The following is a 20,720-nucleotide window of genomic DNA, read 5'->3' as shown; positions in this document are numbered from 1 at the left end:
TCAACTTCAACCGGTGGGAGGATGATAGAGTTCGTGATACTGCTGGGCGTCATCGGTGGCTGGATAATAGTTGCCTCAACGCTGTTCCTGATGCTCGCTTTGGGCAAGATGTGGGGCCTGGTCGGGGTTCTCCTTCTGGTCGCGGCTATTCAGACAAACCACTGGCTCAAGAGAAAGTATATGCGCGCCATAGTGGACGCCACGCCGAGGGCCAAGGCCATAGCGGCCCACATATTCGAGATGAACGAGCTCATACTTCTCTCGTCCTACCTGATATCCGTGGTTCTCTACGTTGTCATACAGAAGTACGTGGAGATAGTCATCAAGTTCCCGCATGCGCTGGGGTGAGAGCATGAACGTCGTGATAGTCAGATACGGCGAGATAGGGACGAAGTCGAGGCAAACTCGCAGATGGTTCGAGAACATCCTCATGAACAACATCCGTGAGGCTCTGGTTAGCGAGGGGATCGGGTTCAAGAAGGTCGAGGCGAAGCATGGAAGGATCATCGTCAGGACTAACAAGGCAAATGAAGCCGTTGAAGTCCTCACGAGGGTCTTCGGGATAGTCTCCCTCTCGCCAGCAATGGAAGTCGATGCCGAAATGGAGAAAATAAACAAAACCGCCCTCAAGCTCTTCAGGAGGAAGAAGCGTAAGCTGGGCCTTGAGAGGCCGCGCTTCAGGGTCACCGCGAGGAGAATCACCAAGGAGTTCCCCCTTAAGAGCCCCGAGGTTCAGGCGAAGGTCGGGGAATACATCCTTGAGAACGAGGAGAGTGAAGTTGACCTGCACGAGTACGACATCGAGATCGGCGTTGAGCTGATGGAGGGCAAAGCTTACGTCTTCGTTGATAAAATCCGCGCCTGGGGAGGTCTGCCGATAGGGACGCAGGGAAAGGTGGTGGCTTTGCTAAGCGGCGGCATAGACTCGCCGGTTGCCGCCTTCCTCATGATGAAGCGCGGCGTTGAGGTTATTCCCGTCCACATCTACATGGGCGAGAAGACCCTCGAAAAGGTCAGGAAGATCTGGGCCCAGCTGAAGAAGTACGGCTACGGCGGAAAGGGCGAGCTGATAGTGGTCAAGCCCAAGGAGCGCGAGAGAATCATCGAGAAGCTGCGCGAGATGAAGAAGGAGAAGTACACCTGCGTCTTCTGCAAGTACATGATGGTGAGGAACGCTGACAGGATTGCGAGGGAGTTTGGGGCAAAGGGAATAGTCATGGGAGACTCTCTCGGCCAAGTCGCCAGCCAGACCCTTGAGAACATGTACATAGTCAGCCAGGCGACCGATTTACCGATTTACCGTCCGCTCGTTGGGCTTGACAAGGAAGAAATCGTGAGCATGGCCAAGAAAATCGGAACCTTCGAGCTATCAACCCTGCCGGAGGACGAGATACCCTTCATCCCAAAGCATCCGGTAATAAGGGGCTCCTGGGAGGAGTTCAGGAAGATTTACAGGGAGGTCTTTGGGGAGGAACCCCGGAAAAGGCAGTGCTGAGGTGGTCTTATGGAGTTCACGAAACTGTCCGCATATATCAGCCTCTCACTTCCGGCCATCTTCATCGTAGGTCTGATCATCGTCATCAGCCAGAACCCCTGGTTCTCTTTCACTGGAAACGCACTGAGCGACATGGGCTCGATACGGAATCCAGTGAACTACTACTTCAACGGCTTTCTGATGATCTTCGCGGTTCTCGGTTTCATAGCCGCCATCGGAGCCCTGAGAAACGGCCTGAGCTACCTGATGCCGCTCGCGATGGTTTTCCTGTTCCTCGTGGGAGTTTTCCCAGAGGAGTACGCGCCCCACGCCCCGGCGGCTGTCTTTTTCTACGTCCTCGCGCTGACGGACATAGCCATCGTCGGAATAAAACTCGGCCGTTCTGGAACATCTGCCGGCTATGCCTGGAGCGTTCTGGCGGTCATCACCTTTGCCCTGATGCTCTACCTTGTTAAGGCGAGGGTCTTCAAGGGGCTCGCGATTCCGGAGCTGGTTGGAGCCGCCACGATACTGGCGTGGTTCGTCTACACCGGTCTGATCCAGCTCCGAGGTTTCAAACTCTGAGTTGAGGAAAGCTTCATATATCCTTCTTCATTTCTTCCGACCATGAAGGCAGTTGCGTTGCTCAGCTCTGGCATTGACTCGCCGGTGGCGATATACCTTATGCTCAGAAGGGGCTTTGAAATAACACCGGTTCACTTCAGGCAGAGCCCCAAAAAGGAGTCCAAGGTTTTTGAGCTCTGGGAGGTTCTTGGAAGGTACGGAAGGCTGAACGAGCCGGTTATAGTTGATTCCTACGAGGAGCAGGCGCCGGTTTTCTCGAAGCTGGCCGAGATTGGAAAGGCCAAGTGGACGTGCCTCTTCTGCAAGTGGACGATGGTGAGGAAAGCCTGTAAGATAGGGCATGAAATCGGAGCAAAGGCGATAATCACCGGCGACAGCCTCGGCCAGGTGGCAAGTCAAACCCTCGACAACCTGCTCATCATAAGCACCGCGAGCGATCTGCCAATCCTCAGGCCCCTCATAGGCAGGGACAAGGAGGAGATAGTTAGTATAGCGAAGGAGATAGGGACGTTTGAAATAAGCATCGAGCCCGAGGAGCCGTGCCCCTTTGTGCTGAGGCGTCCTGTGGTGAGGGGTTCGCTCGGAGAGTTCGAGAGGATAAAGGGAAGGCTCGTGAAAGAGGGTGTGTTCTGAAGCTGTCACCCATCGCAGGATATCTTTTCGAGTTCGGGCGTGAAGATGCACATCCCGTATTTCGTACTGCCTGAGGCCTCGTAGAAGAAGTAAGCAACGGCAACGTGATCCTCTTTAACGATGATCTTCATGCTCTTTCCAGGCACGTCTCCGCGGATATACTTGACGAATGCCCTCTTTGTCTCGTTTCCTTTCAGCAGGTACAGGTACCCATCGGAGGCCGTCAGATAGACCCTGTCTTCCAGAATCTTAACGTCGAGAATCTCGGTGCAGTCAAGACAGAACTTGAATGTGGTGTTCCCGCTCTCGATGTCTAGGCCGTAGAGGCATCCCTGGGCGCACCACCCGTCGCTTCCGCGTTTTAAGAGAAAGAGATCCAGATCTTTGAGATAAATGGGAACCGTCAATCCATCGAAAGTTTTTCTCCATTTTTCGCTCAGGTTGTAGCCCAGGAAGATCATGGAGGTCTGGCCATTGGGGTCACCGGGGTAGTATGCGTAGAGGAGTATTCCCTCATGGAAGCACTGATACCTTCCTTCGACTCCCTGCAGGTTGAAAGTGGCCAGTACCGTGCCGTTGTGGACTATCTTGAAACCGACGTACAGGTTCGACCCATTCTCGTAACCTGCCCGTTTCACAACTGGGCACCCTTTAAGGGTGATGTTCATCCTTTCTTCTGGTGACTTGTCCGTCTGATTTTCGATGCTCTCTTCTCTAGGGAATGTGGAGGTGCTTCCATTATCCGTCATAGGGGTCTCCTTGATGTTGGGACTATTGTTTTCCTGAATCACTATTGGTTCGGGAACACTTTTCTCCTCCACGGGGATACGGCTACCTAAATAATAAATAAACAGAGTGGTAATAACTAAAAAGGACAAAAAGCTTAGATATTTTTTCCAAGCCATTTTTTCACCTCTTTAAGAGAACTTTGTTATCCAATCCCACCCACACTGATCACCATATTCCTCCTTTGTACATATGACGAAATTCTGAGTAGCTGCAGCATCTTGTGCAAAGCATCCTCCACAGTGTCTATTTGCCCATTTGCAAGTACTCCCAACATCTCCATTCTTACAACATGCTAACCATGCCGTGTTCACATATAGTTTGTAGTACTTATTGAAATAAGAGGCACTCGGATTATGCAACAGTTTTAGTCTATAATTAATGACCCAGCATCCAGTTTTGTTGCAATCAAATTGCCAAATTAAATTGCTTTCTTGGTATGATACTAAATTATATGCCTGCCCTTCATAAAAAAGCTTAACCTGAATAGACCCGCGTTCATAGAAATACTGCCCAAGATAGGGTGCCGTTAATTCTACTGCTCTATCCCAATATTTCTTTACGTCAGTAGAAGTCTGTGGGAATTCATATGTACAATATTGCCCCCAGAAATTGTCTACATCTGGGGTTGTGCTTAGGTAAATACCAACCCAAACAGTTACTGGGGAGAAATATGTATACCTGACTAGAGGAGCATTACTTGCGTATTTCGGATCGCCAACACCTGGTAATGGTGGTAAAGGACTCGGGCATGATGAGCAAGGAACTCCTGTGTTTATTCCGCCAAAGTTTATTGCCAGTGGTTCTATCCCGGTGGCACTTGCTATCAGCGTCTGCTTTCGTCCGGTTTCTTTGAGTGCTTGCAGGGTTTGCAGTTTTTCTTTCTCTTCCGCAAACATGTATATCTCACTCCAGAGTTTTTCCCTCCTGTCCAGCAGGGTGAAGATCTCCCTAAGGGTCTCTTCAGTGTAGTTCCCGGCTTTGACTTTCTTAAGCAGTTCTCTCATCCGCATGTCCGTTTGAACCACCTCGGTAAACGTCAGCTCTGCCGCCTGCCGGTAGTAGGCTATGAACCACTCCAAGTCAACCTCAGTCCTCACCGGGTGAACTTTTTTAATGTGCTCTTGGACGATGGTACCCTCGGAAGGCAGTTTATAATAGAGAACCTTTCTCCCATAAGGTGTTTGCAGGGTGTAGTTCTGGACTAGCTGGAGGCTGAGCTTTTGGCGTTCGAGGTACTTCAGCTCGTTGGTGAGGAGTCTGATCTCATCTTTTAGCTTCACGATTTCAAAGAGAACGCTTGTGTTTTTGGCGGCGCTCCATTCCTCATAGAGGGTTTCGAGTTCCAATTTCTTCTGTCCAACGGTGTGAGTCAGGTTTGTGATGTTTGCCGTGAGATTATTTAGAAGGACGTTAACGTTGATGCAGGAGCAGTCCTGACAGGTTGACTGGTCTCGGTTGGTGGTTTGTGTTGCTTCCGCCTGGACGGTCTGAAAGCCGCTCAGGAGGAGAAGCCCAAGGAGGAGCATTGTTACCCACTTTCGCATCCGCCCCCCCCAAAGAAGTTCTCAACAACAATTATCAAAAGTAGTATATAACACTTTTGTCCTCGAAATGCTAGTATTAAAAACTGGAGTTGAATAATATACAACTGTTGGAGTTATGTCCAAAGCATTTAAAATGGGGATTGATTACCCAATCCTGTCCACAACTGTTCGTTTACGGAAAGCTTTTAAGGTCTTCCACCGAGCCCAACCCGGTGATTGCAAATGAACGTGTTTAACAGCACGCTGGAGCTTTACGAGAAGTACAAGCCGACCCCCCTGGTCAGGCTCTCAGCCGAGAGGGGGGATGTATTTTGCCAAGCTGGAGTTCTTTAACCCCTTCAGCAGGAGCATAAAGGACAGGGCTGTTTTTAACATGCTTATGAAGGCCCTTGAGCGCGGGGACATCAACGGCACGAAAAGACTTTTTGAGGCAACCTCCGGCAACGTCGGGATTTCTCTGGCGGCTTTGAGCAACGTTTTTGGCATCGAGTTCAGGGCATACCTGCCGAAGCCAACACCCAAAGCGACGCAGGTTCTCCTGAAGGTTCTCGGTGCTGAAGTCGTCATGACAGAGTTTGAGACAATAGACCCCTCTATGGTTCGCTACGTCCAGGAGGAGGCCAGAAAGGCAGGAGCCGTGAACCTGAACCAGTTCGAGAACGACGACAACTTCGACGCCCACTACCGCTTCACCGCCGGGGAGATAGACGAGCAGCTGAAGGGCATAGGAAAAACCCCCGACGTCATAATAGCCGGCATCGGAACTTCGGGACACATAGCAGGCATAGCGAGCTACTTCAAGGAGCGCTACGACACCAAGGTAGTCGGCGTCGTCCCTGCGAAAGGCGAGAAGATTCCCGGGATCAAGCGCCTTGAGACGAGGCCCAAGTGGTACTTCCAAGTTGAGGTGGACAGGGTCGTGGAGGTAACGAGGGAGGAGGCCATCGAAGGAGCTATCCGCGTCGCCAGAGGCGACGGCCTCCTCATAGGTCTGAGCTCGGGGGCAGTTGTAAAGGCCTATGAGAAGGTCTCTGAGGAGTTTGGAGATGGCACCTATGTCCTAATCTTCCCGGACGATGGGTTTAAATACGTGGAGGTCTTTGAAAGCTACCTGGGGATGGTATGAGACGGCTTAGGGTTGCTTCCTCTCTCCTATTTCTCAGCGGCTTTCTGCTCCTCTACTACGCTTACTTTCTGAGCTCCCCCGTTTACCTGACTTTCGTGATATTCAACATGGGTCTTGCCTACGGCGTTGGAATTGAAAACAAGACCGCCATTAAAGTTGCCCTGATATACGCCGCGGTAACCTTTTTCTTCTCCCTGCTCTTTCTCATAGCGGGCAACCTGATGGCCTTCGTTGAGGTGGCCATAAGCTTCTTCATAATCCACGATATTCTGGGCTACATCAAGGCCGTTGTGAAGGAGGAAGAGGGCGAAATAGAGGGAGGTTAATCCGAGTATACGTTTACGGTTATTTTGGCCAACGGAACGGTTTTAAGGACGGATATCAAAAAATTCTCATGGGGGGATTGCAGATGGGGGAATTTCTTGAGAATCTGGTGTTCGATTACGCTGACATGATACGGCCGGGAGAGCTGGTTCTTGTGGAATACACATCCAGAGAGCCCGTGTACCTGCTTTTTCAGGTAATCACTGAGTATGCGAGGAGCAGGGGTGTGCCCGTAATTGTTGTTGATATCCTCGACGGGTTCCACGTCATGAAGAGCCAGCTGACGTTCGCCGGCCTCGATACATCTTCCCTAAATGAGATTCCTGTCCTCAAAGTGGGGGGAAAGATAGACACGGGCAAGGTTCTTTCGAGGGTAAAGGAGACAGCGGAGATCGCCGTATTCAAGAGACAGCTCATGAAGGGTCTCAGGAGGATACATGATGAGTTCGGTGAGGCCCCTTTCATCAGGGTCGTTGTGGGAACGTCTGAACTGCTTCAGCTCCTTGAGAGGGATCCTGCCAAAATGGAGGAGTTCTTCGCCGGAATCACCAGGCCCCTGGTCGGGAACCCATACAGCAGGGGCGTGGTCTTCATAAACAGGAAGCGTGTGTCCCGCAGGGGACTGAAGGAGGTCGAGGAGATATCAACCCGCGTACTTGAGACGAGGATAGACTGCGGCAAGCTCACGATAAGGGTCGTCAAGTCCATATACTTTGAGGAGTATGGTGCCGAGATACAGCTCGACCCGTGCGCTCTCCGGGAGCGCCTGACCTCAGGGGGTGAGTGAAGTGGTCACAAAGAGAAGCGTGCCCGAGGCCGTTGAGAGCATCCGAAACATCAGACCCGGTGAAGCGGTCGTCGTGGAGTATGCCTCCCGCGACCCGATACACCTGGCTGTTTCCCTGCCTCTCCTGATGGCCAGAGAGGGAATGAAGGTCGTCGTCAGCGACGTCCTTGACCAGCTCCACGTGATCCGGGCCCACCTTGAGATAATGGGGATCCCTGCCGGGTGGATTGAGGATCTGCCGGTCATCAAGTTTGGTGGAACCATTCCCGTTGGAAACGTCCTCAGGAGGATAAGCATACTCAAACCGGCCCCAGTCTGGAGCAGGGAATACGAGGACGCGCTGGCCAGCATTCCCGGACTGAAGATGATAATTATGTTGGGAATCGAAAAGATGATAAACGTCAGGTCAGACCTCCCTGCGTCAACAGTGTGGCGTACGACGGGCGCCCCCTCCCTCGGGGCGGAGGACAGGATAAAGGTCACCTTCGTCAACAGGGACCTCTTGGAGGAGAGCACCCTTGAGGACATAAGGGAGCTGGCGACGAGGGTTTTCCGGCTGGAGTTCAAGGACTCAAGGCTGATCATGGAGGTCATAAAGTCTCCCAACGTCAAAAAGTGCGGGAAGAGGTTCTCGATAGACGCAGATGAGCTTGTTGGATACCTGCAGTCCGTTTCAGGCGACTGACCAAGGTAGCCGGCCCTGCCGGCGCCTTTTTGGATACAATTTAAAAAGAAAAGGGCTCACTGAGATTCCTTTACGATTATCCTTGCATCAACCACAACGGCACCCTCACCTTTCTCGTAGACGAAGACGGGGTTGAGGTCCATCTCCTTGATGTAGTCCCTTAGGTCATCGACGAGCTCGCTGACCTTGAGGAGGAGGTTGACTATGGCGTCTATGTCGGCCGGCTCCTCACCACGCGCCCCCGCGAGAATCGGATAGCTCTTTATCTCCTGGATCATCTTTCTCGCATCGCGCTCGGTTATTGGCACTATGCGGAAGGTGACGTCCTTGAGAACCTCCACGAAGATTCCACCGAGGCCAAACATTATTGCATGCCCGAACTGCGGGTCCTCGGTGACGCCTATGATTACCTCCCTTCCGACCTCCAGCATCGGGGCTATGAGGACACCGAGGATCTCTGCATCAGGGCGGTATTTGCGCGCGTTCTCGTGGATGAGATCCCACTTCTCCTTCAGCTCCTCGGGGGTCTTTATGTTGAGAAGGACAACTTTCGCGTCGCTCTTGTGGAGAATCTGCGGGGACATCAGTTTCATGGCGACGGGATAGCCGATCTCTTCCGCATAGCGGAGTGCATCATCAAGCGTCTTTGCGAGCTTTTCCTCCGGAACGGGAAGGCCGTAGGCTTTCAAAACTTTCTTTGCCTCGTACTCGACGAGCGAAGTCCTGCCGGAGGCCAAAACTTCCTTAATAACTTTAAGGGCTTCCTCCTTCATGGTACCACCACCGAAAGATTAAGGGGCTAAGCGCCCCTCCTGAGGTATTCAGCATATTTGACAAGGCCCGCCAAAGCGCGGACACCCCTTTCAGGGGTCGGGTAAACCGGGACCCCCCTGTCCTCAAGCATCTTTGCATAATAGTCTGTCTTCTTACCCCCCATTGCAACCGCAACTATCGGTTTGTCGCTCTTCTTCTGGTACTCGGCGAGGATGTCGATTATCTTCTCCTCCTCAAGGAGCGGGACCTGGAAGAGGACTATGACGAGGACAGCGTCAACGTTCGGGTCGTTCACGAAGCCCTCGATGGCTATCCTATAGCGCTCAGCGTCGGTGTCGCCGACGACGTCGGTCGGGTTGCCGGCAACGGCGTGCGGCGGGAAGTTCTCCCTGAGGAACTTTAGCGTCTCTTCGCTGAGGTCGGCCATCTTGAGGCCGAACTTGGCAACGGCGTCGCTGGCCATGACACCCGCTCCACCGCCGTCGGTAATGATGCCTATCCTGTCGCCCCTCGGGAGCTTGTCTTTAAGTGCCGCAAAGGCCTTAGCCAGGTCGAACATGTGCTCGAAGTCCTCGGCGCGGATGACTCCAGTCTGCTTGAAGACGGCGTCGTAAATCGTGTCGGCTCCGGCCAGGGAGCCGGTGTGGGAAGAGGCCGCCTTGGCACCGTACTCCGTCCTTCCGCTCTTGAGGGCTATGACCGGCTTGACCTTGGTTACCCTCTTGGCGCTCTCGATAAACTTCCTGCCGTCTTTAACGCCCTCTATGTAGAATGTGACGACTTTTATCGAGTCGTCGTGGATGAAGTAGTCCATAAGGTCTGCGTCGTCAACGTCGAGCTTGTTGCCGTAGCTGACCATCTTTCCTATGCCTATGCCAGCCATTGCTGCCCAGTCGAGCATCGCAGCTGCAAACGCCCCGCTCTGGCTGACGAAAGCGATGGGCCCGCTCTTCGGCCTGTCCATCTTGCTCTCGGGCAGGAAGACTGTATCGACGCCGGTGTCCGGGACGTAGACACCGACACAGTTGGGGCCGATAACCCTTATCCCGTTCTCGCGGGCTATCTCAAGTATCTCGCGCTCCAGCTTCTTGCCCTCTTCTCCGAGCTCACCGAAGCCACCGGTGATGATTATGACGGACTTTATTCCCTTCTTCGCTATCTGCCTCATTGTATCTGGAACGAACGGTGCCGGGATTGAAATGACCGCCAGGTCTGTGTCCTCCGGGAGCTCCTCAACGCTCTTGTAGACCTTGTATCCGTCAATCTCGTTGAGCTTGGGGTTCACAGGATAGATGTTGCCCCTGAAGATGCCCCTCTCCTTGTTCATCCTGAAGTTCTCAAAAATGACGTTTCCAACCTTACCCTTCTTGTTGGTTGCACCGATGATAGCGACTGCCTTCGGGTCGAAGAAGGGCCGCATGTCCTCAACTATCTTTTCCACCATGGGTATCCCTCCGCCAGAAACTGCTTCTCGCAAGAACTTCAGTTTAAATGTATAAAAGAGTTGCGTTTTGTAAAAACTGGACGCCGATGGACTGAAAAGTTCACCAGTGTAATTTTTTCAAAAATTCGAGGCTTCTCCGGGCAGATTCAATGTCGCCGACTTCAAGCGCCCAGGTCGTCTTCGGAAGCCTTGGGAGCACCTTGGCCCAGGGGACAGTTCCGTCTCCCAGCGCGAGGTGCTCGTCTTTTCTTCCAGAGTTGTCGTGGAGGTGGACGTGGATCATCCTCTCCCCAAGGACATCGAGGAAACGCTCGAATTTCCCCGTGGTCGTGTTCATGTGCCCGACGTCGAAAGTCACCCCTATCTCGATACCCTCCACCAGCTCCCGGAGCCTTTCACACGTCTGGGCGTCCAGGATGGGAAAGTACGGCATGTTCTCGACCCCAACTTTGATGCCGTACTCGCTGCTCCATCTGGCGATCATTCTGAGGGACTCCCTGTGCATTTCGAGGTATTTCCGCCTGTTTTTCATGCTTACTGGAGAACAGTGACCGGGATGAATGGTGACTGAGGTAGCCTCCAGCTCCGCGGCCAGTTCTATGGTCTCCCGTATTATACCAAGGGATGCTTCCCTTATCCTGTCGTTGAAGGAGCCTATGTTGATGTCGCTGAAGGGGGCATGGACACTCACTCTCAGTCCATAGGAGTGAAGGGCATCTCGAAAGACGGGGAGGGTTTCCCTCGTCAGGTAGTGTGGCCACTCGCTCACCACCTCTATGAAACCAAGCCCGAGACTCTTGGCCCGCTCCACCCACCGCTCAAAGCCCTTGAGGCTCTTTCCACCGTATGCCGTCATGGATATGCCGAGCATATCAGCCCACCATCATCTTCGCTATTATGACGACGTAAATCGTCCCGAATATATCGCTGTTGTTCGAGATGAGCGGGATGGCCACGCTGTCGGGGTCTATGTCCCTCTGGAAGAGGAAGTAAGATATAGTGTAGGAGTACAGCATTATAAAGAGCACCATGAGGGGGTAGCTAATAATGAGCGGATAAAAGGGGCCGATCCGGACGCCCGTTACTAGATACACTACAACAGCGCCGAAAACATTTATCAGAACGCCCACGATGGGCGCAGTCAGGAGGAGAGATGCCATCTCCATGAACGGCTCCTTCGAGAGGTATCCCTCGACCTCACCGAGGTGGAGCGCTGTTGAGGTCTTCGCCGCTATTATTGAGCCGTAGTTCCCGAAGGAGCTCAGGATAGACGGGTACGCAAACCCGAGGAGTACGGAGGCACTTATCACTCCGCTGAAGCGCTGGAGGGTGAAGCCGGAGACGAGGGAAAGGAGGGCCAGGGCGGTCACGGTCGCGAATAGCTCCCGGAACTCCAGAACCTCCGCCTTTCTCACCCTGGAGACCATGATCAGAAGGAGAAACACCGCAATCAGGGCCGCATTTCCGAGCCAGAACATCTTCCTTGATGCCTCTATCAGGAGGATGAAGGATATGAGGGAAGGTATAGTCAGCAGGTCTCCGACAGAGGCCACGAGGGGTGCGGCCATGCTGTCCGGGTCAACGTCCCTCCTGAACGCGAATATCGTCACAAAGCCCGTGAAGTAGCCGAGGATGATGGACACCAGAATGGTCGAACTGACGACTATGAGTAGGATGTCAAGGGCGTGGTACCTTACCCCCTGTATCACGCCAACGGCCCACAGGACGGTCACAGGGATCAGGGAGAGCATCATCGCGATGACTATGTTCTTCAAAACCTTTTTCTCCCTCAAGGACGGTTCAAGGTCACCGAGGTACAGCATCGTGGAGAAGCGGGACGCCATCGAGCCGAAGACGTTTCCGCGCAGGCCCATCATGCCCGGGAGGATTATCAGGAGCCCTGGATACTCCAGGCTGATCTTGTCCAGGTACTTACCCAGAAACGTGCCGCCGAAGAACCCTATGACCAGCGAAATGACCAGCGACGGCAGCGAAACCCTGTAGGCGTGCTTCACCCGCCCCATGAATTCCTGAACCGTCACTGCCATCACTCTCCATGCCCTTCACCCCACAAATGTTCCCCCCGCTGGTATTAAACTTTTCGAAGGGGTCTGTCTGTCGTGAGTTTTAGGGTGGAGTGGGAGTTAACGTCCTCCCGTTCAAGTCTACACTCACGACGGACTTGGGGCTCATCAGCCTCAACTCCCCTCCGGGTTCATTGGGGAGTAAATCACGGGCCTCACCCCCACTCAGGGCGACCCCAAGTCCCCGCACGAAAACATTAAATGCACCAAGGAACTGCCTGTCCGATTTAAAACCACACTTGCAAACCACCAGCCCGTTTCGGGACTCTAACTTATTCCCACACTTCGGGCAGGTGGAGGAAGTGCCGGCGGGATTAACAAACTCGATTGGAACACGGTAAGAAAGTTTCCGAACAATCTTACCCCAAGTGGCGCGGGAGAGCTTCCGATTAAACCTCTTCGAACCGTTCTCCAGCATTTTGAACTTGTTCAAGTCCTCGAAGACGAAGATAGTGTCAGGAAACTCCCTTGAGAGCTGAACAGAGAGTTTATTCAAAAAGTCTTCGATTCTATTCCTTCTTCTCACCCAATACTTTTTCAACAACATACCAATCCTCTTCGGGGCCTTCCGCTGGATGCTCTTGAGTCTGTCAATAACCCTATCGTAAGTCTCCGAAATCCTGTGAAGTTCGCTCAAATCAACCTTAACCCAGCCCTTCTCAGGGTGATAAACGTCGAGGCTGAGCAAGTTGCTATCAATCCCAATTTTAATCTTTCCAGAGAACTCAACCTCTTCCGAGAAGGCCAGGTAAACGTCCTTATCCCTGATTACCAACTCTCCAACCTTCCAGCCCTTAACCCTCTCGTAGAACCACTCACCAGAAAAGTCGAGTTCAAGGTATTCTTCCCTCGGTTTGATTGTTATTCTGATTTTAGAGCCTTCAACCTTCATAAGAGTGGTCTTGACCCGAACAAACTTCCTCTTCACAACTGGTTTCTTTCTCTTCCTTCTTCCTTTGAGGTAATTCTGACGCCAGCTCTCAAGGATTGAGTAAGCGGTTTTTATTGCCGAATCAACGTAGTGTTTTGCAAAAGACCAGTTTTGAAGGAGTTTGTTTCTCAGTTCTCTCTTGAACTCGCTGGATTTTGGGAAATAGGGGATTAATCGTGTCGTCTCATAATACTTGTATTTTCCTTTTCCAACTGAGTACCAGTGTTTCACCCTCTTCTCCTTCCAAACCGTGTTATCCCATATTTCATCAATCGCCTGTTGGAGTAGTCTTCGATAGGCCATGAGGAGGTTTTCAACGTCCCAATTGTGCTTCACTCTGTATGTGAGGACGATTTTCACTCGCTTTCAACCTCCGCTATGAGTTTCTTAGCGCCTTCCTTGAGTTTTTTGTATTTGGGGGAACGCATCCCGTAAAGTTTTCCTGCAAAGTGGCTGATTATTGTAATCAAGTCTTCAATGAGTTCTTCCCTCGGCGACTTTTCCTTCTCGTTGATGGCGATTATCTCTGCCCCGTGTTGCTGGAAGAAGAATTCAAGCGTTTTGAATCCAAAACGGGTGAGCCTATCTGGACAAGTGATGATGACTTTCGAGACTTCGCCTTTTGCGACCAGTTCGAGGAGTTTAAGGTAGTTTTTCCTGTTCTCGTTTAATCCAGAGCCGATGTCCTTGAGGATTTGGATTTGCCATCCTTTTTCTTTCGCATACTCTCTTATCGTCTCGATTTGACTTTCCAAGTCGTCTTTTTGTGTGTGGCTGGATACTCTTGCGTAGCCTATGATGATGCCGTTTTCAGTTGTTTCTCCGAGAAGGCGTTTGATTTCGTTCTCTGGAATTCTTCTCCGCCCACCAGGGGTTCTGACTACTTTGATTTTCCCTTCTCTGTCCCATTTCTGGATTGTTTTTGGGTGAACTCCGAGTATTTCACTCGCCTGTTTGAGAGTGTAGAGTTTTTCCTTCACTACCATATACTCACAATTAATCACAAAAACTTTTAAAGATTCCGCTCAAAAAGAACAGTCAGCGAAGGCGAAAACTAAATAAGATTTCCCATCTTTCCCCCATCGGTGAGAGCCGGGTGGAAGAGTGGGACGAAATCGAGGTTCCAAAAAACGTCAAGGACATATTCGTTGAGATGAAGAACACCGCAGAGCTGATGGTTGACCTCGCGTACTCCTCGGTACTCTTCAACGAGGAGGAGATGGCCGAGGAAGTGCTTGAACTTGAGGAGTACCTCGACCTGCTCAACTATCACCTCATGGTCCACGCGGTTCTGGCCGCGAGGAAACCCAGGGAGGCGGAGCAGATAACGTCCATACTCCACATGGCGCACGCCATAGACGACATGTCCAACGCGGCCGCCGACCTGGCGAAGATGGTTCTGGAGGGGGTGGAGCTTCACCCTGTCATAACCGAGGCGATACTGGGGAGCGAGGAGATAATAGGTAAAATCTACGTCTCGGCGGACTCACTGCTCGTCGGCAGGACTCTTGAGGAGCTTGACCTCGCGACCAACACCGGCGTATGGATTGTCGCAGTGAGGAGAGGCAAGCGCTGGATTTTCGACCCCGATGGGGACTTCAAGATATTCCCCGGCGACATACTCATAGGCAGGGGCACGAACACGTCCATAGACTACCTCAAAGAGATAGCCAGGGGCAACATAAAGGTGATGGGCAATGAATGAGCTTGAGGAGATTAGGAACTGCCTCATAGAGATGAAGGACCTCTCATCCCTCATGGTCGACCTGGCGTTCTCCTCCGTCATGTACAACAGCGAGGACATAGCCGAGGAGGTCTACCTCCTCGAAGAGCGCATGGACGAGCTTACGCTCAAAGTCAAAAGGCTCGCCCTGAGGCTCGCCAAGAAGGAGGATGATCCCGAAAAGCTTCTCAGCGTCATAGATATGGCCGAAATAAACGAGCAGATAAGCGACGCGGCATACAAGATATCCGACCTCGTCCTCCGCGACGTCGAGCCTCACCCGATAATCAGAAAGATTATGGAGGACACCGAGGAGGAGCTCGGCAGGGTGACGGTTCACAGTGGCTCCGTTCTGCACGGCAGGACACTCGAACAGCTCAAACTTCCAAGCAAAATAGGAACCCGGATACTGGCAATAAAGCGCGGGACAAGGTACATCTACAACCCTGGAAGAAACGACACAATACAGGAAGGCGACGTTCTCATAGCCGTCGGTTCCGACCTCGACAAGCTGAGGAAGCTCGCCGGCGAGGAAGTGGAAGAGGAGTGAATTATTTCTTTGAATTTCCCTTTATATCTGCGTCAGTTACCAGGCCCCTCGCGTAGGGGCACAGTTCCCTCAGCGGACACTCGCTGCATTTCGGCCTTATCGGGTTGCATATCCTCTTCCCGTGGTCGACCATCGCGTGGTTGACGTAAATCCATTTCTCGTAGGGGATTAGCTCTGCAAGGTACTCCTCGACCTTCTCCGGCTGAACCCTCGGTGGGGCCAGGCCGAGGCGCTTGCTTATCCTGTTCACGTGGGTGTCAACGGGTATGGCCTGCCTCCCAAAGCCATAAGCGAGAACTATGTTGGCACACTTCCTTCCGATCCCCGGGAGCTCCATAAGTTCCTTAATGTCGTCCGGCACCTTTCCGCCGTATTCTTCGAGGATTATCCGCGAGGCCTTGACAATCCACTCGCCCTTGGTCTTCCAGAGGCCGACCCCGTTCTTCCTCAAAAACTCCTGCATCTCCTCGACGGGCGTTCCTGCTATCCTTTCAATATCCCCGTATTTCCTGAAAAGCTCCCTCCACACTTTATAGGTCACCTCGTCCCTCATGCGCTGGGAGATTATGCAGTGTATCAGCGTTCTATATGGATCGCCGATGAGGAGCTTCTCCCTCGGGTAAGTTTCCATCAGAATCTCGACGATCTTTTCCGCGCGTTTTTTCTTCTCCTCCCAGCTTTCATCAAAGGTGAACATGTCAAGGCTTAACGAGCCTGATTTTGCTTCTGCCATGGATTATCACCACTGTCCCTTTGGAGGCCCTAACTCCTTTTAGGTCATCGAACTCACCGCTATAAATCTTTTGCCCATTATGGTTCAGAATCAGAACCTTTCTTTCGAGCAGGATGACGAATCCTTTCTCAAAGGGAACCACATCTTTAACGGGCTCATCGAACTCAAGATCTATCACTTCCATGCTTCCGGTTGAGAACTCTATCCTCGTGTTTCCCCTGACTTTCAGAGGTGAGGGCTCAGCCAGGAGAACCTTGAATCGCAGCGGCTTTCCAAGGAGGTCTACCTCAATCTCCTCTCCAGTTCTGACCTCCATCCCCATGAGCTTGCTCCGTATGAGTTCCTCGAAGTCCGCCGGCAGTTCTGCTTCAAATAGAGGTTTAAGAACCAGCTTCATGCTACCACCATTGGATAGGTGGGAGGGAAGGTTTATAAGGATGACATATCGACCGATATATCGGTGAAGCAAATGGAGCGTCCAAACTTTCGTGGACATATGAAAGTTCTCATCCTCAACCTTCTCAGGGAACCAAAGCACGGATATGGGATAATGTCCGAGCTGGAGAGGCTGTACGGAATAAGGCTGAGCGCCGGAACCGTGTATCCGATACTCTCCTCCCTGAGGAGGAGCGGCCTCATCAAAGTCGCCGGAACGGGAGCGAGGGACAGAAAGGCCTACGTCATAACGGAGAAGGGCCGGAAGTATCTTGAGGAACACACGGGGGAGCTTGAAGAGGCCAAACGCAGGATGCGCGCCTACAGGGTCTTCCTCGAACTGGGGGGAGACGAGCTGAAGGCCGCCTTCAGGGAGCTGTTTGAGTCGGTTGATGAGCTGACCGAGGAGCAGAAGACGAAAATTCGGAAGCTCCTCACCGGATGCGCCAGAGAGTTGCGCCTGATCCTTCTTGGAGGCGAGTGATATGAGCGCAATTGAAGTTGAGGACCTCGTGAAAAAGTACGGCGACTTCGAGGCCGTCAAGGGGATTTCATTCAGGGTCAAAAGGGGCGAGATATTCGCCTTCCTGGGGCCGAACGGGGCGGGAAAGACCACCACCGTCCACGTCCTGACGACCCTGCTCCGGCCGACCGCTGGAAGGGCCATCGTAGCCGGCCACGACGTTGTTAAAGAGCCAATAGCTGTGAGGAGGAAAATAGGGATAGTCTTCCAGGATCCAAGCGTTGATAGGGAACTTACCGCCTACGAGAACATGCTCATCCACGGCAGGATATACGGCCTGAGCGGAAACGAACTGAAGGAAAAAATCGAGCGCCTCCTCAAGTTCGTTGAGCTGTGGGAGTTCAGGGACAGGCCCGTCAAGTTCTTCTCCGGTGGGATGCAGAGGAGGCTTGAGATAGCGCGCTCGCTCCTCCACGAGCCTGAAATCCTGTTCCTCGACGAGCCGACGATAGGCCTCGACCCGCAGACGAGGGCGCACATCTGGGACTACATCAGGGCCATGAAGGAGGAGCAGGACATGACGATATTCCTCACCACGCACTACATGGACGAGGCCGAGCAACTCGCCGACAGGATAGCGATAATGGATCACGGGAAGATAATAGCGGAGGGGACGGCTGAAGAGCTGAAAAAGCTCGTGGGGAGCGACATTATCTACCTGAAGCTCCAGGCAAGGGAGGAACTGAAGTGCCTCAAGGCGGACTTTATCAGGGGGTGCAGGCTCCTGCCGGACGGGCGGGTCAGGCTCGACGTTGAGAACGCCGCGGAGTCCCTGCCGAGGCTCTTTGAGCTCGCGGAGAGAAACGGGGTCAAAATACTTGAGGTAACTTACCACAGACCGACCCTCAACGACGTCTTCCTCCACCTGACGGGGAGAGAGATAAGGGACGAGGGCGGCGAGCAGAACGTGGCAAAGATGATTATGCGGGCCAGGAGGAGGTGAGTTGCATGCAGGTGTTTGCCACGATGATATACCGTGAGCTCAAGCGCTTTTCCCGCTCCCGCGCAAGAGTTATAGGGAGCCTCATTAACCCGCTCATCTGGCTCATCTTCTTCGGAAAGGGATGGGCCGGCGTCTTCGACAACCCCTTTGCGTCTCAGATATTCGGCGGCGTTGACTACATGACCTACCTCGTTCCGGGAATAGTAGCGATGACCGTCTTCAACATGAGCTTCATGCAGGGCATCACCCTCATCTGGGACAAGCAGTTCGGCTTCCTTAAGGAGATTCTCGTAGCCCCTGCCAGCAGAACGGAGGCAATACTCGGGAGAATCACGGGAGGAGCGCTCATGGCCATGATACAGGGGGTCATAATCCTCGTGCTCAGCTTTTTCCTGGCCGACCTAAACATGAGCGGAATCCTTCCAGCGCTTGGAATGAGCTTTCTCGTCGGAATAGCGATAGCCGGCATGGGCGTTGCCATAGCCCTCAAGATGACGAGCATGGAAGGCTTCCAGATGATAGTGACCATGATAATGCTCCCGATGACCTTCCTCAGCGGAGCGTTCTACCCGATAAGCACTATGCCGGAGTGGATGCAGTGGCTGGCCAAGATAAACCCGCTGACCTATGCGGTAGATGGTTCCCGCTACTACCTCGCGGGTGTCGAGCCGGCCTTTGGGATAGTCACGGACTGGGTGGTTCTAGCCGGCCTCGCCGCGCTGTTCGCAGGAGTTGCCGCCCTCGGCTTCAGAAAGGCGACGATAGACTGAGGGATGTACTTATTTCTATTTTCAATCGAAACCTTTTTAATATTTCAAGTTCCAAAAACCTCGATGCGGAATGGATGATATGATCTCCGCCGCGATCCTGCTGATGGTCGGCGTCCCTTTCTTCGGCATCTATCCAACCTACCTCTTCAGGAAGGGACGGCTCTCGCCGGAATCCCTGGCAGTTTACCTAACTTTTACCGCATGGGTCGTTATGCTGGCCTTCGGGGCAATCCTCGACAGCGGGTTCTTTGTAATCGGCTCCTTTGCGTTGATGGTGGCTGCGGTTCTACTTGCCATTGCCTTCCGAAAGCAGATGCTGAGGGACGCCTACTCGGTGGAAGTTCCCCCGGACGAACCCCTCAGGCTCCGCTGGCTGGTAATGCTCAACTCCTCGTTCTGGGTGTGGCTCGCGTACCGCCGCGGAGCAACGTTGGCGGCAGCCCTCGACGTTCTCACAACATACCTTGCCGTTCTGGGGACTATATCCCTGCTGAATCACTTTCTCGGCGGCCACTTCCCCCTGAAGTCCTTCGCGGTGCTCTATGCGGTCATAATGGTTTTCCAGTTCAGAGGGTCCTACAGGAGGCTCTACGAGAAAACGAAAAAAGATTGAACCTATGCCTTTCCTCTGAACTTCTCGTAACTTATTCTGAACGCCTCCAGGACGGGGAGCTTTTCGCCGGCGAAGAAGCTCAGCATCGCGCCGCCGCCGGTTGAGACGTGGCTTATCCCGGTGATGTTGTGCTGGTATATGCTGGCTATGCTGTGGCCGCCCCCAACAACGCTGAAGGCCGGGCTCTCCCCGATGGCCCTGAACACGCCGACGGTTCCAACGGCGAACTCCTCCCTCTCAAAGACACCCATCGGCCCGTTGGCGACTATTATCTTCGCCCTCATGAGCACCTCGCGGTACTTTTCAACCGTCCTCGACCCTACGTCGAGTATCGGATGCTCGTCGAAGAGACTCTTCTCACCGCCCAGCAGGTCAACCTCAACGCGCTCCCCCCTGTACTCGACGGCGAAATCCACTGGCGTCCTGACGTATGGATAGAACTCGTCCAGTATCCCCTCCGCCCGCTCGACGAGCTCAAGGAGGCCCCGCTTTGCCATGAACTCCAGGTTTGCATCACCTATGTGGAAGCCCTTGGCGAGTGTGAAGACGTGGGCAACAAGCCCCCCGGTGAGGATCAGGTCGGCGCGGCCGTTTCTCAGCACGTTCTCGGCAACCCTTAGGGAGTCGTCCACCTTTGCCCCACCGAGGACGTAGACCCTAGGTTTCTCCCCGGTCCCGTACGCCCTTGTGAGCGCCTCGACCTCCCTCTCCATTAGAAACCCCATTATCATAGGCTTCAGCCTTGCAAAGCCCACCAGGGACGGCTGGCTTCGATGGGCGGCTGCAAAGGCATCGTTCACGACGTAGTCTATGAGCGGTGCCAGCTTCTTCACGAAAAAAGTCCTCTCGCAGTCCTCAATGGGCTTGTATTTAACCTCCTCCGCTGAAAAACGGAGGTTTTCTAACATGAGCGCCTCGCCGGGTTTTAGCGCCTTTATCCTCTCGCGGGCGTAATTACCAAAGATGTCCTCGACGTATTCAACTTCCTGACCAAGGAGACGGCTCAGAATCTCAGCATGCTCTTCGGTGGTGATGTAGTCGCCCTTGTATGGCTTGCTCTGGTGGGTGCCTATAACGACCTTTGCCCCGTGTTCAAGGAGGTATATTATCGTCGGGAGAACCGCCCTGAATCTGGCGTCGCTTATTATCCTCCCATCCTTGACGGGAGAGTTTAAGTCGGCCCTCAAAAAAACGGTCTTGCCGTGATAGCTGAAGTCCGTGAGCCTGAACATTCCATCACCATCGCGGTG

General features: G+C 53.0%; 25 protein-coding genes. 14 read left to right on the top strand and 11 right to left on the bottom strand.

Translation table 11 applies throughout. The features are described 5' to 3' along the window. The first annotated feature begins 21 nt into the window (after positions 1-21). The 4 genes from A3L14_RS08250 to A3L14_RS08235 are packed head-to-tail and all read left to right on the top strand — an operon-like array spanning position 22 to position 2,692. Positions 22-348, top strand: a complete 327-nt coding sequence (locus A3L14_RS08250; protein ID WP_055429566.1) for a hypothetical protein — start codon at positions 22-24, stop codon at positions 346-348. 4 nt (positions 349-352) lie between these two features. Beyond that, the gene (thiI, locus tag A3L14_RS08245) at positions 353-1,495 is read left to right on the top strand and encodes a tRNA uracil 4-sulfurtransferase ThiI (RefSeq protein ID WP_055429565.1); all 1,143 of its coding nucleotides are present in this window, start codon (positions 353-355) and stop codon (positions 1,493-1,495) included. Positions 1,496-1,504: 9 nt separating this feature from the next. Next, a complete protein-coding gene (locus A3L14_RS08240) occupies positions 1,505-2,059 on the top strand; it encodes a DUF998 domain-containing protein (RefSeq protein ID WP_074631148.1) in 555 nt (184 codons plus the stop codon). 42 nt (positions 2,060-2,101) lie between these two features. After that, positions 2,102-2,692, top strand: a complete 591-nt coding sequence (locus A3L14_RS08235; RefSeq protein WP_055429564.1) for an adenine nucleotide alpha hydrolase family protein — start codon at positions 2,102-2,104, stop codon at positions 2,690-2,692. 5 nt (positions 2,693-2,697) lie between these two features. On the opposite strand, the gene A3L14_RS08230 is transcribed toward A3L14_RS08235, so the two are convergent. Beyond that, positions 2,698-3,330 (bottom strand): hypothetical protein, encoded by a 633-nt coding sequence (locus A3L14_RS08230; protein WP_143597769.1) that lies wholly within the window; start codon positions 3,328-3,330, stop codon positions 2,698-2,700. A gap of 279 nt (positions 3,331-3,609) precedes the next feature. Beyond that, positions 3,610-5,025 carry a hypothetical protein gene (locus A3L14_RS08225; protein ID WP_055429562.1) on the bottom strand — a complete coding sequence of 472 codons (1,416 nt, stop codon included), beginning with the start codon at positions 5,023-5,025 and terminating at the stop codon, positions 3,610-3,612. A gap of 304 nt (positions 5,026-5,329) precedes the next feature. Here A3L14_RS08225 and A3L14_RS08220 point away from each other — a divergent pair, with 304 nt between their 5' ends. The 4 genes from A3L14_RS08220 to A3L14_RS08205 all read left to right on the top strand — a co-directional run bounded on the left by A3L14_RS08220 (position 5,330) and on the right by A3L14_RS08205 (position 7,947). Continuing rightward, positions 5,330-6,151: a cysteine synthase family protein gene (locus A3L14_RS08220; protein ID WP_055429561.1), complete on the top strand. Its 822-nt coding sequence runs from the start codon at positions 5,330-5,332 to the stop codon at positions 6,149-6,151. Next, a complete protein-coding gene (locus A3L14_RS08215) occupies positions 6,148-6,477 on the top strand; it encodes a hypothetical protein (RefSeq protein ID WP_055429560.1) in 330 nt (109 codons plus the stop codon). The genes A3L14_RS08220 and A3L14_RS08215 overlap by 4 nt, the downstream gene beginning before the upstream one ends. 68 nt (positions 6,478-6,545) lie before the next feature. After that, positions 6,546-7,262, top strand: a complete 717-nt coding sequence (locus tag A3L14_RS08210; protein ID WP_082432014.1) for a DUF257 family protein — start codon at positions 6,546-6,548, stop codon at positions 7,260-7,262. A gap of 1 nt (position 7,263) precedes the next feature. Next, entirely contained in the window at positions 7,264-7,947 is a 684-nt protein-coding gene (locus tag A3L14_RS08205) for a DUF257 family protein (RefSeq protein WP_055429558.1), read from the top strand. Between the two features lie 56 nt (positions 7,948-8,003). On the opposite strand, the gene A3L14_RS08200 is transcribed toward A3L14_RS08205, so the two are convergent. The 6 genes from A3L14_RS08200 to A3L14_RS08175 form a co-directional block, all read right to left on the bottom strand. Then, a complete protein-coding gene (locus A3L14_RS08200; RefSeq protein ID WP_055429557.1) occupies positions 8,004-8,720 on the bottom strand; it encodes an acetate--CoA ligase family protein in 717 nt (238 codons plus the stop codon). Between the two features lie 26 nt (positions 8,721-8,746). Continuing rightward, the gene (locus tag A3L14_RS08195; RefSeq protein ID WP_055429556.1) at positions 8,747-10,165 is read right to left on the bottom strand and encodes an acetate--CoA ligase family protein; all 1,419 of its coding nucleotides are present in this window, start codon (positions 10,163-10,165) and stop codon (positions 8,747-8,749) included. Positions 10,166-10,265: 100 nt separating this feature from the next. Then, positions 10,266-11,036 (bottom strand): sugar phosphate isomerase/epimerase family protein, encoded by a 771-nt coding sequence (locus A3L14_RS08190; protein WP_055429555.1) that lies wholly within the window; start codon positions 11,034-11,036, stop codon positions 10,266-10,268. Position 11,037: 1 nt separating this feature from the next. Further along, on the bottom strand, positions 11,038-12,213 hold the full coding sequence (locus A3L14_RS08185) for a magnesium transporter (RefSeq protein WP_055429554.1): 1,176 nt from the start codon (positions 12,211-12,213) through the stop codon (positions 11,038-11,040). A 79-nt stretch (positions 12,214-12,292) separates the two neighbouring features. Beyond that, entirely contained in the window at positions 12,293-13,540 is a 1,248-nt protein-coding gene (locus tag A3L14_RS08180) for a transposase (protein ID WP_232473311.1), read from the bottom strand. Then, positions 13,537-14,166: an IS607 family transposase gene (locus tag A3L14_RS08175; protein WP_055429553.1), complete on the bottom strand. Its 630-nt coding sequence runs from the start codon at positions 14,164-14,166 to the stop codon at positions 13,537-13,539. The genes A3L14_RS08180 and A3L14_RS08175 overlap by 4 nt, the downstream gene beginning before the upstream one ends. 110 nt (positions 14,167-14,276) lie before the next feature. Here A3L14_RS08175 and A3L14_RS08170 point away from each other — a divergent pair, with 110 nt between their 5' ends. Together A3L14_RS08170 and A3L14_RS08165 are read left to right on the top strand one after the other, a co-directional pair. Beyond that, the gene (locus tag A3L14_RS08170) at positions 14,277-14,885 is read left to right on the top strand and encodes a potassium channel family protein (RefSeq protein WP_055429552.1); all 609 of its coding nucleotides are present in this window, start codon (positions 14,277-14,279) and stop codon (positions 14,883-14,885) included. Further along, positions 14,878-15,453 (top strand): potassium channel family protein, encoded by a 576-nt coding sequence (locus A3L14_RS08165; RefSeq protein ID WP_055429551.1) that lies wholly within the window; start codon positions 14,878-14,880, stop codon positions 15,451-15,453. The genes A3L14_RS08170 and A3L14_RS08165 overlap by 8 nt, the downstream gene beginning before the upstream one ends. A 1-nt stretch (position 15,454) precedes the next feature. On the opposite strand, the gene A3L14_RS08160 is transcribed toward A3L14_RS08165, so the two are convergent. Together A3L14_RS08160 and A3L14_RS08155 are read right to left on the bottom strand one after the other, a co-directional pair. Beyond that, positions 15,455-16,186, bottom strand: a complete 732-nt coding sequence (locus tag A3L14_RS08160; RefSeq protein WP_055429550.1) for an endonuclease III domain-containing protein — start codon at positions 16,184-16,186, stop codon at positions 15,455-15,457. Then, positions 16,152-16,583 (bottom strand): DUF6849 domain-containing protein, encoded by a 432-nt coding sequence (locus tag A3L14_RS08155; protein ID WP_055429549.1) that lies wholly within the window; start codon positions 16,581-16,583, stop codon positions 16,152-16,154. Before A3L14_RS08155 ends, A3L14_RS08160 begins: the two co-directional genes overlap by 35 nt. 72 nt (positions 16,584-16,655) lie before the next feature. Between A3L14_RS08155 and A3L14_RS08150 the strand changes: the two genes are divergently transcribed. From A3L14_RS08150 to A3L14_RS08135, 4 genes are all read left to right on the top strand, one after another. Continuing rightward, the gene (locus A3L14_RS08150; protein ID WP_055429548.1) at positions 16,656-17,105 is read left to right on the top strand and encodes a PadR family transcriptional regulator; all 450 of its coding nucleotides are present in this window, start codon (positions 16,656-16,658) and stop codon (positions 17,103-17,105) included. Position 17,106: 1 nt separating this feature from the next. Further along, positions 17,107-18,087, top strand: a complete 981-nt coding sequence (locus tag A3L14_RS08145) for an ATP-binding cassette domain-containing protein (protein WP_055429547.1) — start codon at positions 17,107-17,109, stop codon at positions 18,085-18,087. 5 nt (positions 18,088-18,092) lie between these two features. Next, entirely contained in the window at positions 18,093-18,857 is a 765-nt protein-coding gene (locus A3L14_RS08140) for an ABC transporter permease (protein ID WP_055429546.1), read from the top strand. 70 nt (positions 18,858-18,927) lie between these two features. Beyond that, positions 18,928-19,470: a hypothetical protein gene (locus A3L14_RS08135; RefSeq protein WP_055429545.1), complete on the top strand. Its 543-nt coding sequence runs from the start codon at positions 18,928-18,930 to the stop codon at positions 19,468-19,470. Positions 19,471-19,472: 2 nt separating this feature from the next. On the opposite strand, the gene A3L14_RS08130 is transcribed toward A3L14_RS08135, so the two are convergent. Then, entirely contained in the window at positions 19,473-20,702 is a 1,230-nt protein-coding gene (locus A3L14_RS08130) for a phosphoglycerate kinase (RefSeq protein ID WP_055429544.1), read from the bottom strand. Positions 20,703-20,720: the final 18 nt, after the last annotated feature.

Source organism: Thermococcus thioreducens (genome assembly GCF_002214545.1).
GTDB lineage: Archaea > Methanobacteriota_B > Thermococci > Thermococcales > Thermococcaceae > Thermococcus > Thermococcus thioreducens.
Note: the sequence above shows the minus strand (reverse complement) of the source record. Positions and strands in the feature narration are given on the sequence as shown.

Bases quoted from the DNA above. Each gene is read 5' to 3' on its own strand.
- A3L14_RS08250 (WP_055429566.1), top strand. From the start codon at position 22: ATGATAGAGTTCGTGATACTGCTGGGCGTCATCGGTGGCTGGATAATA.
- thiI (WP_055429565.1), top strand. From the start codon at position 353: ATGAACGTCGTGATAGTCAGATACGGCGAGATAGGGACGAAGTCGAGG.
- A3L14_RS08240 (WP_074631148.1), top strand. From the start codon at position 1,505: ATGGAGTTCACGAAACTGTCCGCATATATCAGCCTCTCACTTCCGGCC.
- A3L14_RS08235 (WP_055429564.1), top strand. From the start codon at position 2,102: ATGAAGGCAGTTGCGTTGCTCAGCTCTGGCATTGACTCGCCGGTGGCG.
- A3L14_RS08225 (WP_055429562.1), bottom strand. From the start codon at position 5,025: ATGCGAAAGTGGGTAACAATGCTCCTCCTTGGGCTTCTCCTCCTGAGC.
- A3L14_RS08220 (WP_055429561.1), top strand. From the start codon at position 5,330: ATGTATTTTGCCAAGCTGGAGTTCTTTAACCCCTTCAGCAGGAGCATA.
- A3L14_RS08215 (WP_055429560.1), top strand. From the start codon at position 6,148: ATGAGACGGCTTAGGGTTGCTTCCTCTCTCCTATTTCTCAGCGGCTTT.
- A3L14_RS08210 (WP_082432014.1), top strand. From the start codon at position 6,546: ATGGGGGGATTGCAGATGGGGGAATTTCTTGAGAATCTGGTGTTCGAT.
- A3L14_RS08200 (WP_055429557.1), bottom strand. From the start codon at position 8,720: ATGAAGGAGGAAGCCCTTAAAGTTATTAAGGAAGTTTTGGCCTCCGGC.
- A3L14_RS08195 (WP_055429556.1), bottom strand. From the start codon at position 10,165: ATGGTGGAAAAGATAGTTGAGGACATGCGGCCCTTCTTCGACCCGAAG.
- A3L14_RS08190 (WP_055429555.1), bottom strand. From the start codon at position 11,036: ATGCTCGGCATATCCATGACGGCATACGGTGGAAAGAGCCTCAAGGGC.
- A3L14_RS08185 (WP_055429554.1), bottom strand. From the start codon at position 12,213: ATGGCAGTGACGGTTCAGGAATTCATGGGGCGGGTGAAGCACGCCTAC.
- A3L14_RS08175 (WP_055429553.1), bottom strand. From the start codon at position 14,166: ATGGTAGTGAAGGAAAAACTCTACACTCTCAAACAGGCGAGTGAAATA.
- A3L14_RS08165 (WP_055429551.1), top strand. From the start codon at position 14,878: ATGAATGAGCTTGAGGAGATTAGGAACTGCCTCATAGAGATGAAGGAC.
- A3L14_RS08160 (WP_055429550.1), bottom strand. From the start codon at position 16,186: ATGGCAGAAGCAAAATCAGGCTCGTTAAGCCTTGACATGTTCACCTTT.
- A3L14_RS08155 (WP_055429549.1), bottom strand. From the start codon at position 16,583: ATGAAGCTGGTTCTTAAACCTCTATTTGAAGCAGAACTGCCGGCGGAC.
- A3L14_RS08150 (WP_055429548.1), top strand. From the start codon at position 16,656: ATGGAGCGTCCAAACTTTCGTGGACATATGAAAGTTCTCATCCTCAAC.
- A3L14_RS08145 (WP_055429547.1), top strand. From the start codon at position 17,107: ATGAGCGCAATTGAAGTTGAGGACCTCGTGAAAAAGTACGGCGACTTC.
- A3L14_RS08140 (WP_055429546.1), top strand. From the start codon at position 18,093: ATGCAGGTGTTTGCCACGATGATATACCGTGAGCTCAAGCGCTTTTCC.
- A3L14_RS08135 (WP_055429545.1), top strand. From the start codon at position 18,928: ATGGATGATATGATCTCCGCCGCGATCCTGCTGATGGTCGGCGTCCCT.
- A3L14_RS08130 (WP_055429544.1), bottom strand. From the start codon at position 20,702: ATGTTCAGGCTCACGGACTTCAGCTATCACGGCAAGACCGTTTTTTTG.